Origin of the sequence: Methanobrevibacter sp. 87.7 (assembly GCF_002208625.1) — an archaeon.
Taxonomy (GTDB): Archaea; Methanobacteriota; Methanobacteria; order Methanobacteriales; family Methanobacteriaceae; genus Methanarmilla.
The window spans coordinates 1-13,450 of sequence record NZ_MRCT01000032.1 but is presented as its reverse complement, the minus strand read 5'-3'; the positions used below and the strand labels follow the sequence as shown (position 1 = coordinate 13,450).

Below are 13,450 nucleotides of genomic sequence, written 5' to 3'. Positions count from 1 at the left end.
GAAGCTAAAGTTGCTACAGCAACAGGACTTTCTGGGTCTCCTGCAATGTAATCACCAGTAACAATAGGCCATCCATCTGCAGGTGATTTTTTATCAGCCATCTATAAAACCCCCAATTTGATTAATACAGGAATCATTGCAATAATAATAAATACTGCAATTAAGAATCCATAAACTACGTTAGTTATAGTACCAGCAGTAATATAGTTTCCTTCTCTGTTAGGATAAGCACCTAAAGGAGCACTATATGGATCTAAGGATTCAACTAATTCATCAGCATCAGCTTCTAACTGATCGATAGCATTGTTGATATCATCCATATTTAAGATAACTAAACTTCCACTTCCAGCACCAATAATACCTGAAACAGGATCTAAAGTAAGACTCATTTCAGGAACAACATTTACAAAAGGTAACATTTCTGCCATAATTAGTGCCTCCTATAATTCTACTTTTGGCCATAATCCAGACCATTTTACAGATGCAGCAGCTTCATAAGATGCTTTCATAAAGCTTCTAAATGAAATTAACCATCCGATTAATCCGACAATAACAACAAGTAACCATGCTGAGTGACCTGCAGGAATAGTACAAATACCTACAACAATCATAGATAAAAATGCACATGAAACAGCACATTTTAAAGTTCTTACTTGATATTCATTAGGTCCTAAACATGCATTATATGGGTGTTGAATAGCCATAGTGTTTAAGATGAAAAGTAAAGCAATAAAACCAGTTGCAACAACAGATTTTAAAATTACTAATAAATCTAAACTTCCACCAGCAATAGCAACAGAAAATGCAACAATAGATAAAGCAGCAGCACCAACAAGTTCAGTGGTACAACCTACCATAATAGGGATTTTCATACCAATAATTTTAGTTGCAATTACTGCAATAATACAACCTAATATTAAACCAATAATTAAAGCAAATACAGGTCCTAAGAATACAATATTACCTACCATAGGTACAATAGCTAAACCAGTTAAAGCAGCAATAACACCAGCACCAAGAGATAAATATCCAATAGATGGTACACCAGTACCAAGACCATATTGAGCTACTCTACGAATAGCATCTGATCCCCATACTATAGCACAAACTCCACCTAAAGCTGCAAATAAAGGTCCAACAGTAGGGTTAACAGTACCTAACCAGATGAGAATTAATCCACCAACAATACCTAAGCATAATAATTTTTTTGAACTTACAGCTTGTTCTTCATCAGCCATTTTAGATACCTCCACAAAGTAATACAATAACAATAGCAATTACTAATGAAGCTATTAAACTACAGAGTGCTCCTCTACCAATTCTTTTGAATTTAGGATCCATCATACCTTCGATGGTACCTCCAATATTATAAGAAGCAAGTACAGAGTTAATAAAGAATAAACCAGTTGCACAAATTGCAGCTAATGCAATACATAACGGAGTGTTAGTACCGAATATTGGTGAGGTTGAAGCAATAGATTGAATAGCATAAAATGCAATTCCTCCACCAACACCACCTAAAAGGGATCCGATAATACCACTTACATATGCAACAGTAGGAACTCCGTGACCTTCAGTACCTGGAGTTTTATAAGCTTCTTGATCAAAACCAGTTATAAGATCTTTTTGAGTTTTTGCAGATACAGGAACAATACCTACACCATATACATAGATGAAGTTTGCAAATAACATGGTAATACCCATCATTAACATTGCACCAATTCCACCTGCAATAATAATCATGACTAAACTAGCTCCTTCCATTGAAGCAGCAGTAATAAGACCAGTTAAACCAGCACCAGCAGCTAACATAGCAGTACCAGTACCTACACCAGTAGCAGTAGCCATAGCAGCAGGAGCTCCACCTACAGGAATAAAGTGTACACCTGCACCCATACAGATTCCAGCAATAACAATTAATATAATTAATAAAATTAAATCCATGATGAAACCTCCTTAGTCATCCTCATATGGGCCGAATTTATTTCTTGCAAATACTTCAATTTTGTAATTTAAGTAAATTAAAATAAGAACAATAATAATACCGACAACTTGTCCACCAACAGTTCCGAAAACAACAGTAATCCAGAAACTAATAAATACAACTAAACCAAAACAGAAACCAGTAATTGGTCCACCATATTTAGAACAGAAGTTTACTACATCAATAGAGTTTTTAGCACCAACAGATTCTTTGGTAACAATATCCCCTTGAATAGCAACAGAAGTACCTGCTCCGTAAGGGAATTTTTGATATTCACTTTCAGCTCCATAGTAAACATCACCAGTAGAAGAACCAATTGCACCTACAGTAATACCCCAAAGTACAGCTAAAATAGGTAATGGGAATGTGTGTAACGGTGTTCCTTGAATTGGAACTATCATTAAATAAGACATACCTACAATACAAAAAGTAGCAATAAATCCATGAGCTGCAATAGGGCCTAAACATTCATTTAGGGCATCCATAAACAAAGGTTGTTCAAATTGAGATTGACCTACAATACGTCCTACATGAGAAGTAATTGTATAAATAGTATGAACAAATGCAGCAACTACAGAACCTATAGCAATTGCGACAATAGGTAAAACATTTAAATATGACATAAATACGAAAGCAACAGCACCAGCAACACCACACCATACTCCGTATGCTACAGGTTCACCAGAAACTGCCTTATTTATAATTCTGTGTAAATGTCCCATTTGAGGAGCTAACTGAACTTGTGAGTTAGGGTTACTTTCAGATCCTACATCAGACTCTAAATCTTCTGCAGCACCACCGATAGTTGCAGCAGCACCCATCAATGCGACAACACCTAATGTTATAGGGTCCATATTTCTTTTCCTCCTTAGTTTTTATTAAATTGATAATTTAATAAACATGAATAAATGATTTTATATTTTAATTGTCAAATCAAACAATATTGAATAATATTTAATCAATACTAATTTTCTAAGAATAAACTATACTCTTAAAACATCAATTTAGACTAATGTATAATAATTTTTAAAACTTTATATAAAAACTTTCCTAATTATTTTTTAGCTTTACTTAAAAATTCAGAATAAAAAATTAATTAAATTTTAATCTGACAAAAAAATAAAAAAATAGGTGTTAATACACCTATTTAGCAGGAATAATTAAAGATCTTTCACCAGCAGGTTCGAATTCTCTTAATGCACCTTTAGCAATTTCATTACGAGGAGCAGAGAAGTCAAATACTAAGTTTTTATCTGCAAATGCGATTTTAATTAATGGGTTGTATGTGAAAGCATCTCCACGAGCTGCGTGAGGAGCTTGTGCAATACCAGCATATTCACCTTGGTGACCTACGTTCATTGCGTAGTTAGGATAGTTAGGTCCTCTCATTTCAAGAGGTAAACCTTCATCATTTCTGAAGGAGAATGTGTTAGCAGCACCACATTGATCTTGTAAATCGTAACCGTAGAAACCTAATCTGGAATGTTGTTCTTTGTGTAAGTATTGAGATAAGTACCATGCACTTAAACCAGTTTGAGCATTTCCAGTAGCAAATGCAGTTGAAATACCTGCAGCAGCTGCAGTAACAGCAGCTCTTTGAGATCCACCGAATTGAGTTTCAAGTAATGCAGGGAATTTTTCGTATTGTTCTAATCCGTAGAAAGTAACTTCAGAACCAACATCAAGAACAGTGTCCATGTTGTTAGGTGCTTCAGTTAATCCGTATTTATCTTCTACATAATCTTTACCATAGTAAGCAAAGTCATCAAGAACATTATCAGTATATGCTGCAGTAGCATATTGAGTAAATCCTACACCACCAGACATGTATGAACCTAACCATACTTGATCGTATAAAGCTGCACCAGCAGCAACAACATCTAAGGATATTTTTACAGGATCATCAGGGTTGACTCTAGAAGATTGTACAATATCTGCCATGTAACCGAAAGGAATTCCTCCAGGTTCGTTAGCAGCTCTTGCTCTTCTTTGTGGTAATGGAGTACCCATTTGAATAACTTCTGCGTGTTTGGATGCATATGCGAAATCTCCAGTTGCACCTTCACCAGCACATTGGTTGTATGCAGAAATCATAGACATACCAATTTGCATAGCAGACCATCTAGAGGTTACACCTCCATCACAAACTCTTCCTACAACAGAAGGAATTCTTACAGTTTGCCAAATTTTATCTCCAACTTCAGCTTTTAAAGCTGCAGCTTGTTCTTCTGGGAACTCTTTATTAATATCTAAAACGTAACATTTATCAATTTCATCTGCTAATTCATCATCACCAGTGAAAACTTTTACGTAAGAATCAACTGCTAAGTATGGGTTAATTTCTACCATATGTTCTTGTACAACAGCTCCACCAGGCATAGCGTGGTTTACTGTTTCTAAGTAACGAGTAATGGTTTCAGGAGTTACTTCCATACCTAATCTTCTTTCAAGAACGTTGTGTGCAGTGTTTAATCCTACAATTACAGTTCTTCTAATATCATCCCACATTTGTTGGATAGCAGCGTTGTTGACGAAGTGTAAATCATCTCCTTCAACAAAGGTATCAGTACCAGAAAGTTGGTAAGGCATTAAAGTCCTTTGTCCTAATGGACTTCCAACATCAGGGTTAAATTGAGGAATACCTCTTTTTTTAGCTATTTCTTTACCTGCTTCATAAAATTCAGTTTTCCTTTCAGATTGTCTCCAACCACCTAAGTTATAGAAAGTAGTGGTTTTATCTTCTGGGGATTCTTTGAATTTTTTATTTAATGCATCAATAAACTTTTTATCAGCCATAACATAACCTCCCCTCTATTCAGGGTTGTATCCTCCTTTGGATCTTGTGATGTGTATTTTGTGTAATACTTCTACAGCATCTTTATCGTCTTTGTAAGCATCACCATCTACTCTATAAATAGTAGTGATTTCTTTTAATTTGTCTTCATCTAATGGTTCACCTAAATCTACAGGTTCATCTAATGGGATACCAATTTGATTTTTAACCATTTCAACGTGACCAGTTTCTTTGTTCATAAGTTGTCTTCTTAACATATCGAACATGATACCGTCTTCGTCTAATCTTAAGGAGTGACCGTGTACAGATTTACCTCTGATTCCAGTTCTTGCTGGGTCAAAGTATTCTGTTTCTAATAATTCTTTGGAGAATTTTTCAAGATCTCTTTCCCTTGCTTCAATAACTTGTCTTCCAGATAAAGTACCAGTATCTACTCCTCTGTATCTGTTTAAGTAAGCTCTTGCTCTTACATAAGGTTGAGCTGGAGCGAAGTACATTGAATCAGCAAATTGGATATATCTTACTCTGTCTCCTGCTTTTGCACCATCAATAGGTGTTACTAATTCTCTTACAATGTCATCAGGCTCATCCATTTCATCTAAAGGAGGGTGAACTGATTTATATTCTTCACCTGGAGCTCTGTGACCTAATATTTTTACTACATCTTCATCAGAAATTTCTCGTAATTTTTCTAATTTTTCATTTGGATCAGAAAAATGTCTTCTGTTTTGAGAAACTTTTGAAGTTCCTGGATAATATTGTGCCATAATCATGCATCTCCTAATGCTAATTTAACTTTTCTAATAATTTCATCTAATTGTTCCTGAGAGACTGTTTGCCCTCTAATTACATCAGTAATAATATTAACGATTGTTCCTTTTGTTTTAACCTCATCAGACATAACTTGTGATGTTTTTACTCCGATTTTTGCAAAATCCTCAAAATCAACAGGATATTCACAAATGATAACACAAGGTTTATCAATATTTCTTAATATTAACCTAGCTTTATAAATAATGTGATTTCTTACTCCACCTAAATGAACTACAACAAGTTTATACTGGTTTAATTGTTCAATCTCTTTTGGAGTTAAACCCATTAAACTAGAAGCACCTACTCCTGGTGCATCACCAGGTACACCAGCACCAGCATTTAAAATCATAGTACTAGTAAGTAAATTTGCTTCACGTAATGCAAATGTAATTTCACATACAGGTTTAGTAATATGTCTACGACCTGGAGACATTGCTACAGCAATAACATCACTTCCACATTTAGCAAAAGTTCCTCTTTGAGCAATACCTCCTCCTTCACCAAGACCCATTGTTTCTCGGCAATCGACAACATGTGTAGAACGTCCAATCATATTATCTATTCCACTTTATCATAATCAATAAAATCAACACTGTCAGCAAACTGTTTGTTATTATCAGTTAAACCAATTAATTCATCTGGAAGATTATTTTCACCAGTTCCATACTTAATAGCATCACTAACTGTTTTATGTCTTCTAATGTACTCACTTCTTGATGTATTAATATCATATCCAAATTTAAGATTTTCATCACAAATTTTTTCAATTTCATCAAGAGCAGCTTCACTTGAAAGTTCAACTAATATACGACCAGTACGAACTTTAAGTTCTATTGGTTTACCACAAACAGTAATATTTCTTCTTTCTTTATATTGTGGAAGAAGGTCAGGATCATCTGGGGGAAGTCTTGGACCATGAATTACTGCCCTTTTTACATCATCTAAACTTTCAATGCCGTTTAACATTTTTTCAGTAGTGTCTGCACTAAGAAATCTATAAGGAAAAATTTCAATATCCATAATTATCTACCCCTTTACCAATTAGATGTTTTATTTTTACGAAATTAGATATCTCCTTTTATGTCGGAAGCAGCTTCTGCGACATATTTAAGAGGTTCTCTGAATTCGTCAATTTTACTGTATACTTCTTTAATTAAACCAGAAGTAGCTTCTGGGGAGAAGAGTTGAGTTCCTGCATCTAAAGACATACCTGCAGCAGCACAAGGAATTGTGAAACCTTTACTATGTCTAGTTACAATGTGGTTACCGTTGAATAAACCAGGTCCTCCACCACCATAAATAGAGTGACTGAAGAAACTGAATCCTACAGCTACACCTTCACCTCTACCGAAGTCAAGACCAGGTAAACCAGTAGCAAATTCGATAGAATCATTGAAGTATAATAATGTAGATGGAATACCTTGAGCAGCACGAGCAGCACCAACGTTTACCATAACTGCAGCTACAGAACCAGCAGCAGTGTATGCATTCCATTTAGCTAAATCATCAGTTTGATATACATTGAATCCGTTTAAATCTTTTTCAACGGAAATAACATTATCTTCAATAGCATGATCAACAGTATCTGCAATAATAGAACCAACAGTACCATCAGTAGCATTATCTTTAACCATACCTAAAACTAAGTTGTCTGCGTTCATTCCTTGGTAAGCTAAACCTAATAAGTGTAATCTTTCGAATGCACCTACAGCATCACCCATTTCAAACATTGCAGTTTGTTCTAAGATACTAGCTAAAGCAGTAGCTTGAACACTGTTTTTTAAAGTAGCAGCAACAATGTGGTTTACAGGAATATTCCTGAAGGAATAACCAGGACCTTCTAATTTTTGAGGTACACCTAACATAGAAGAAATGTTAGATCCAGCATAGTCTACAGTTTGTGGGTAAGAACCTAAGATAGCAGCTTTAACCATGTTTGCATCATACATACTGACATCAAATTGGTCAACTATTGCTTGAGTTAAAGCAGTAGCAGTTACTAAAGTTGAAACAGAGTATTCTGCAGAAGCATTTATTCTTTTAGTTGGAAGTTGAACTAAAATCCTTTTTCCACCAGAGATGAGTTCTACTTTAGTATCATCATCATCGGTTACTTTAATCATGTCTTTTAAAGAAGATGCTATAGCTTCAGCATTACTTGTAATATCAAGATCTAATTCTCTTCCTAAAATTTTACAAGCTTTACCACCTACGGTAGCATTTCTTAATGAATTTTCAATACCCTCTAAGTTTACAGCAACTGTTCTTTTTACATCAGATACAATACTTTGTATAGCTGGGTTGCGTATAGGACTTAGAGCTTCAATTGGTACATTAGAGTCTACTAATGAACCTCTATCGTCGTATAAATCGACTTTATCATCATACTTCGCCATTTTTTCCCTCCTAAATAAATAGAGTTACTAATATACCTCTTAGCAAAAAAACTGAATAAGTTTGTAGTTAATGCTAAGTCAGCTTAAAGCAAGTTTTTGCAATAGCAAGCAATATGGTATACAAATTTTAATTTGATTAAGATATAATATAAACATTACCTTTTTTTACAATTAGTAAAATTTATAAGTAATAAAAAAGCCGAAATGTATTAAAAAATATATATAAAATAATAAATTTTTAAAAAAGATGTTAAAAGATAATATTGATTTAAAAAAGAAAATTATAGAATAAAAATAATAAATAAATATAAATAAACAATCTAAAAACTAATTAAAAAATAATTATAAAGTTAAATATAAAAATATCCTTAAATATTAAAGAAAAAAATCACTAAAAATTAAAAAAAATAAAAAAATTAGTATTACTTAAACATTATTAAAATAATAATCAAAAAATTTTAAAAAAATATAAAATAATATATAATATAAAATTAAAAGAAAAATAATCTAAAAAATATATTAATTATATTAATTTAATAACATTAAACCTATAAAATTAAAAACACATCATTAAAGTAACAAACAAAAAACTAAAGCTATAAAAATCAAGATTTTTTATTAAAATAATAAATTAATAATAAAAATTTATAAAAATTAAAATTACATGATTAAATTATAAACCTAAAATTATAAAATTAAAATATTAATAATATAATAAAATATAATTCTTAATAATACATTAATTTTAAAAAAAAACTTAAGATGATAATATGCAGATATTAGCAGATGTTGGTGGAATTCCAGGAAAAGACTGTAGAGGTTTTTGTAAATATTGCTATTTTAAAAAAGTAAAAGATGTGAAACCTCTTGGATGTAAATATTGTTCTCCAAATAAAATTGGTTGTGAAAAATGTTCAATTGGAATCCAAGATGCAGAATCTGAATTTAAACCTGTTTTTTTAGTTGCAAATGAACTACAAAGTGCATTGATGTTTAATCCAATTCAAGACAATAATCTTAAAATAAACATTAGTGGTGGAGGAGATGTTAGTTGTTATCCTCAAATAAAAGAACTTGCAGCAACAATTAATCAATTCCAAATACCAATACACTTAGGATATACTAGTGGTAAAGGAATAGATGATGAAAAATGGGCAACAGATTTAATTAATTATGGTGTAGATGAAGTAACATATACTTTATTTGCTGCAGATGAAAAACTTAGAAGAGAATGGATGGGAGATCCAAGTCCTGAAGCATCTCTTAAAGCAGCAGAAATATTTAGTCAAAACACAGAATTACATGCAGCTATGGTAATTGTTCCTGGAGTAAATGATGGAGAAGTTTTAAGGCATACATGCGAAAAACTTGAAGAATGGGGAGCACATGCAGCAATACTTATGAGATTTGCAAACACAACTGAAGGTGGACTTATATTAAATAATGCACCAATTGTAAAAGGAATAGAATCTCAAAGTGTTGAAAGTTTTGAAGAACTTGTTAAAGAAATCAATAATGAATTCCCAAAACTTAGAGTAACTGGAACCCCAGTTTGTGATCCAGAAACTGGAGCACCATTTGCAATAGCAAATGATGGAAATGAAATTTACTTACAATTTATACCAAAAGTAACTGGTGAAGCAACAATTATTTCCTCTTCTATTGCAGGACCAAAAATAGCTAAAATATTTGAAAAAATTGGTGCAGATGATAAAGTAAATGTAATTTCAACAAAAAAAGATATTGCATGCCTTATTACAAAGTATGACTTAGAAGATATTGATCTTTCTGAAGTTAAAGACACTGTATTAATACCTGGAAGAGCATATGTACATGAATTAGATTTAAATAGAATATTTTCTGCAGATGGTAAAGAACGTCTTGTAACAAGAGGACCAGACACATTAAGTGTTGATGGAGAATTAAGTGGAAACTTAACAGATGAAAATGTTATTGAAAAAGAATTAGAACAATTTAGAGATTTAGTAGAAGCTATTAATTTCTTTGGTATGGTAGTTCCAAAATAATTCTACTTAAATTTCTTAAATTTTCAAATTAATAATTATAAACTAATTTTAAATAAATCTTAAAATAAATAGCTAATTTTAACCTAATTTTAATATTTAAATAAAAATAAATTATAATTTAATTTTATAAAAAATAATCAAAAATAGCATAATTTTTAATTTTATAATAAAATTACTAAAAAATAAAAATAGATTCTAATTTTTAAAAATAAAGAAAATAGAAACTATTTTCTTTCTTCTTTAAGTCTAAGAACAATAATTTCAGAATCTGTTCCAATCCTTATTGGAGGTCCCATTGTACCTACACCATTTGTAACAGAAAGATGACTATTATTAAATCTACCAAATACACTTGGTAATTCTATAGAAAATATTCCTTTTAAAAATGGATAAAATGCCCTTACCAGAACATTTGCAGGATAAAATTGTCCACCATGTGTATGACCAGATAATTGAAGATTTACTCCTAATCTTGAGAAATATTCAAAACCTTCTGGAATATGAAATATTAAAACATTAGTCTCATTTTTAATAATAGGGATTGTTGAAACATCCATATTTCCTTCTAAAAAATCATTATCATCATAAGGATAACTTAAACCAATAATATTTAAACCAATATTTCTAAGATTAAGATTATCATTATCAAGTACAGTTATTCCAGCATTACGTGCTGCAGATTCTACATCATCAATATTTTGATAATAATCATGATTTCCAGGTGTAAATATTATAGGAACTCTTACTTCACTTAATGGTTCAAAAGCATCTTCTTCAACAGGACATGTTCCATCAGAAAGATCACCTGAAATAATTACTATAATATTATCTGCACCTTCAATTCTTAACTTCTCAGCTAATTTATTAAGTTTACGGCTAAGATATCTAAGCATCGGTTTACCATGTAAAGAACCTATATGTAAATCTGAAATATGTATAAGAACAGTATTAGTATCTACTTCATTAGGCATAATATTTAAATCATGATATTTAATAACAATTCTATTAGCTTTATAATAACCAATTACTCCAATAACAGGTACAATAAAATACATAATATAAATTAGAAAAACAGGGACTTTTATAACAAGATTTATTAAAAAAATTATAAAAATCTCTAAAAGATACATTAATGATGCCCATTTCCATAATTCAGAAACTTCCATTAAAAAACGGGTAATACTTCTTGATTTTCTAATTTCACCTGTAATTGAAATTATATTTATAAAAGCAAGAAAGCTTACAATAAGTATAAGATTATTAAAACTTAATGGATGATTAATATAATTAAACATTGCTTGTATTAAATAATAATTGAAAACAAACAATACAATAGTAAATATTGGACCATTAAATATATATCTTTGTTTTAAACTATACATTGTAACTACTTCCAAAATATGAACTATCTTTTTTAAGTAATAAAAATATTTTGATTAATATATTATAAAAAATTAAAGAATAATAGAAAAATAGCTAATAAGTATTTATAAAGAATTTTACTAAAAATAAAAGCTTATAATTTATAAAAGAAACTTAAAAAAATAATTATAGAAAAAATAATAAATATTGGCATTTATATAAAAAAACAAGTAAATAAAAAATAAAAAAATAAAATATGAATTATACAATTGAACTTTCATTTAAAAGTTTAACTAAAGTATAACCATACATATGAGATTTTGTAACTTCAGCAATATCAGATAATTTCCTACCTTTTACATCAACATTTTCAATATCTTTATGATAAGTATCATAATCAAGTTTTACCCTAACACCATCAAGTTGACTTGTTACAGGAGTTGGAGTATAAGCTTCTTTAATAGCAGGTACCTGATTTTCAATTGCATCTTTTACAAGAATAGAAGGTGCAAGAGGTGGGTCTTCACCCATATATTTTCGTTTTTTATTTAAAATACTTTCAGTAGTTTCAACAAGTTTTTTAAGAGCCCTTATATTTTCACCACGTTTTAATCTACGAGGTATTCTACCTAAACCACTAACATAAGCATCTGCACCAGGTAATTCATCAACATCAATTTCAGGTGCACCTGTAACAATTACAGGAATATCAATATCATCATATAAAAATGATTTTTTAATAATACAATCTTTAAAACTACCAAGAGCAAAAATAGCTACATCATGCTCTTCAATTAAATACTTTTCTTCTTGTGAAATTCCACTAGTACCTTTACCATGACCTCTTGCTAAACCAATCATATTATCTTTTGCACCATAACGCCTAAGATATTCAGATATATCACATGCAGCATGAGGTAAATGATGTCTTGCAAGAGTTGGAGAAACAATAGCTATTTCAGTACCAGCCATTGGAGCAAAAGTGATTTTACCAAGTAATTCATTAGATTTCTCTTTAATTTTATCAACATCATCAACAGGAATCGCCATATTTATTACAAGATCCATTTGAATAATGTTTTCTTGAATAATAAATCCACCTAAATCTTCAATTAATTCCCGCATTTCATTACCTTTATGGATTCCACCAGAATAAGTCAATGTTTCATACACAATAACCATCTCTATTATAATAAAATAATAAAATTTAGATAAATTATAATTATATAATCTATTACTTTTACTTACTTAATAAATTTTTTAATTAAACTTATTAAATAATACTTAATTAATATAAAATTAAATTATTTAAAAATGTGAAATATTCAATAAAATAGCATATCTTAACTCAGCTCTTTCAATAGGATCTTTTGGAACATTATGATGAGTTGGAATACTTACAAAAGAACAATCAAGATTTTTATTAACTTCCATATAATCTGGATAAATAAGATAATCAAAATTATTATCATCAATATTAAAATTCATATCAGAAACAATATCCTTTAAAAATTTAGATTTTACAGAAACATTAATTTTAGAATTTTCCTCTTTTATACCTTTAACTTTTGTGCTATCACATAACCATGAATAAGCAAAAGTATAATCTTCAAAAAATTTTAATGCACTATCATAATCTAATTTTTTATCAGAATATTTAGAAACTTTAATAATACTTTCTAAAATCTGTTGAAAAGTGTTAAGTTTAATTTTTAAAGAATCAATATCGACCTTACTTTCAGATAATAAAATTGCAAAATCACCATCATCACTTGAAGGATGAACTGCAATATTATAGTCTTTAACTCCTGCTAAATCTAAAATTTTTTTACACATTGGTGTTGTTACAATATTCATTAGATAACCTTATAATATTATTATAATAAATTATCTGAAACTAATTTTTTAAAAATATTACTATTTAAAAAAAATATAAAAATTAATTTAATTTAAAGTAAATTTAAAAAATAATTTTACTAAAAAATATAAAAAAATAAGAAATTAACTATAAAACTAAGTTAAAAAAAACTAATTTTACTAAAAAATTAAAAAAATAAAAAATAAACTAATAAAA

Annotated in this window: 13 protein-coding genes and 1 pseudogene; 1 reads left to right on the top strand and 13 read right to left on the bottom strand. The window is 30.1% G+C overall.

Features of this window, described 5'->3' with window-relative positions; all coding sequences use genetic code 11:
- The 10 genes and pseudogenes from BGI41_RS02695 to mcrB all read right to left on the bottom strand — a co-directional run.
- A pseudogene (locus tag BGI41_RS02695) lies at positions 1–101 on the bottom strand (tetrahydromethanopterin S-methyltransferase subunit A); the annotation flags it as partial.
- On the bottom strand, positions 102–428 hold the full coding sequence (gene mtrB, locus BGI41_RS02690; RefSeq protein WP_088538707.1) for a tetrahydromethanopterin S-methyltransferase subunit MtrB: 327 nt from the start codon (positions 426–428) through the stop codon (positions 102–104).
- A 12-nt stretch (positions 429–440) separates the two neighbouring features.
- The gene (gene mtrC / locus BGI41_RS02685; protein ID WP_088538706.1) at positions 441–1,238 is read right to left on the bottom strand and encodes a tetrahydromethanopterin S-methyltransferase subunit MtrC; all 798 of its coding nucleotides are present in this window, start codon (positions 1,236–1,238) and stop codon (positions 441–443) included.
- A gap of 1 nt (position 1,239) precedes the next feature.
- Positions 1,240–1,944, bottom strand: a complete 705-nt coding sequence (gene mtrD / locus BGI41_RS02680; RefSeq protein WP_088538705.1) for a tetrahydromethanopterin S-methyltransferase subunit D — start codon at positions 1,942–1,944, stop codon at positions 1,240–1,242.
- A 12-nt stretch (positions 1,945–1,956) separates the two neighbouring features.
- Positions 1,957–2,838 (bottom strand): tetrahydromethanopterin S-methyltransferase subunit E, encoded by an 882-nt coding sequence (gene mtrE / locus BGI41_RS02675; RefSeq protein ID WP_088538704.1) that lies wholly within the window; start codon positions 2,836–2,838, stop codon positions 1,957–1,959.
- A 289-nt stretch (positions 2,839–3,127) separates the two neighbouring features.
- Positions 3,128–4,780 (bottom strand): coenzyme-B sulfoethylthiotransferase subunit alpha, encoded by a 1,653-nt coding sequence (gene mcrA / locus BGI41_RS02670; RefSeq protein ID WP_088538703.1) that lies wholly within the window; start codon positions 4,778–4,780, stop codon positions 3,128–3,130.
- Positions 4,781–4,795: 15 nt separating this feature from the next.
- Positions 4,796–5,545: a coenzyme-B sulfoethylthiotransferase subunit gamma gene (gene mcrG, locus BGI41_RS02665; RefSeq protein ID WP_088538708.1), complete on the bottom strand. Its 750-nt coding sequence runs from the start codon at positions 5,543–5,545 to the stop codon at positions 4,796–4,798.
- A gap of 2 nt (positions 5,546–5,547) precedes the next feature.
- Positions 5,548–6,144, bottom strand: a complete 597-nt coding sequence (gene mcrC / locus BGI41_RS02660) for a methyl-coenzyme M reductase I operon protein C (RefSeq protein ID WP_088538702.1) — start codon at positions 6,142–6,144, stop codon at positions 5,548–5,550.
- Between the two features lie 5 nt (positions 6,145–6,149).
- Complete coding sequence (gene mcrD / locus BGI41_RS02655) at positions 6,150–6,611, bottom strand: methyl-coenzyme M reductase operon protein D (RefSeq protein WP_088538701.1); 462 nt, start codon at positions 6,609–6,611, stop codon at positions 6,150–6,152.
- Positions 6,612–6,655: 44 nt separating this feature from the next.
- The gene (mcrB, locus tag BGI41_RS02650) at positions 6,656–7,987 is read right to left on the bottom strand and encodes a coenzyme-B sulfoethylthiotransferase subunit beta (protein WP_088538700.1); all 1,332 of its coding nucleotides are present in this window, start codon (positions 7,985–7,987) and stop codon (positions 6,656–6,658) included.
- 770 nt (positions 7,988–8,757) lie between these two features.
- Here mcrB and mmp10 point away from each other — a divergent pair.
- Complete coding sequence (gene mmp10, locus BGI41_RS02645) at positions 8,758–10,014, top strand: methyl coenzyme M reductase-arginine methyltransferase Mmp10 (RefSeq protein ID WP_088538699.1); 1,257 nt, start codon at positions 8,758–8,760, stop codon at positions 10,012–10,014.
- A 224-nt stretch (positions 10,015–10,238) separates the two neighbouring features.
- Here the strand turns inward: mmp10 and BGI41_RS02640 are convergent, their stop codons facing one another.
- From BGI41_RS02640 to BGI41_RS02630, 3 genes are all read right to left on the bottom strand, one after another.
- Positions 10,239–11,396 (bottom strand): metallophosphoesterase, encoded by a 1,158-nt coding sequence (locus BGI41_RS02640; protein ID WP_088538698.1) that lies wholly within the window; start codon positions 11,394–11,396, stop codon positions 10,239–10,241.
- A 241-nt stretch (positions 11,397–11,637) separates the two neighbouring features.
- The gene (locus BGI41_RS02635) at positions 11,638–12,549 is read right to left on the bottom strand and encodes a methanogenesis marker 7 protein (protein WP_088538697.1); all 912 of its coding nucleotides are present in this window, start codon (positions 12,547–12,549) and stop codon (positions 11,638–11,640) included.
- 135 nt (positions 12,550–12,684) lie between these two features.
- Positions 12,685–13,233: a hypothetical protein gene (locus BGI41_RS02630; protein WP_088538696.1), complete on the bottom strand. Its 549-nt coding sequence runs from the start codon at positions 13,231–13,233 to the stop codon at positions 12,685–12,687.
- Positions 13,234–13,450 lie beyond the last annotated feature (217 nt).

Bases quoted from the DNA above. Each gene is read 5' to 3' on its own strand.
- mtrB (WP_088538707.1), bottom strand. From the start codon at position 428: ATGGCAGAAATGTTACCTTTTGTAAATGTTGTTCCTGAAATGAGTCTT.
- mtrC (WP_088538706.1), bottom strand. From the start codon at position 1,238: ATGGCTGATGAAGAACAAGCTGTAAGTTCAAAAAAATTATTATGCTTA.
- mtrD (WP_088538705.1), bottom strand. From the start codon at position 1,944: ATGGATTTAATTTTATTAATTATATTAATTGTTATTGCTGGAATCTGT.
- mtrE (WP_088538704.1), bottom strand. From the start codon at position 2,838: ATGGACCCTATAACATTAGGTGTTGTCGCATTGATGGGTGCTGCTGCA.
- mcrA (WP_088538703.1), bottom strand. From the start codon at position 4,780: ATGGCTGATAAAAAGTTTATTGATGCATTAAATAAAAAATTCAAAGAA.
- mcrG (WP_088538708.1), bottom strand. From the start codon at position 5,545: ATGGCACAATATTATCCAGGAACTTCAAAAGTTTCTCAAAACAGAAGA.
- mcrC (WP_088538702.1), bottom strand. From the start codon at position 6,144: ATGATTGGACGTTCTACACATGTTGTCGATTGCCGAGAAACAATGGGT.
- mcrD (WP_088538701.1), bottom strand. From the start codon at position 6,611: ATGGATATTGAAATTTTTCCTTATAGATTTCTTAGTGCAGACACTACT.
- mcrB (WP_088538700.1), bottom strand. From the start codon at position 7,987: ATGGCGAAGTATGATGATAAAGTCGATTTATACGACGATAGAGGTTCA.
- mmp10 (WP_088538699.1), top strand. From the start codon at position 8,758: ATGCAGATATTAGCAGATGTTGGTGGAATTCCAGGAAAAGACTGTAGA.
- BGI41_RS02640 (WP_088538698.1), bottom strand. From the start codon at position 11,396: ATGTATAGTTTAAAACAAAGATATATATTTAATGGTCCAATATTTACT.
- BGI41_RS02630 (WP_088538696.1), bottom strand. From the start codon at position 13,233: ATGAATATTGTAACAACACCAATGTGTAAAAAAATTTTAGATTTAGCA.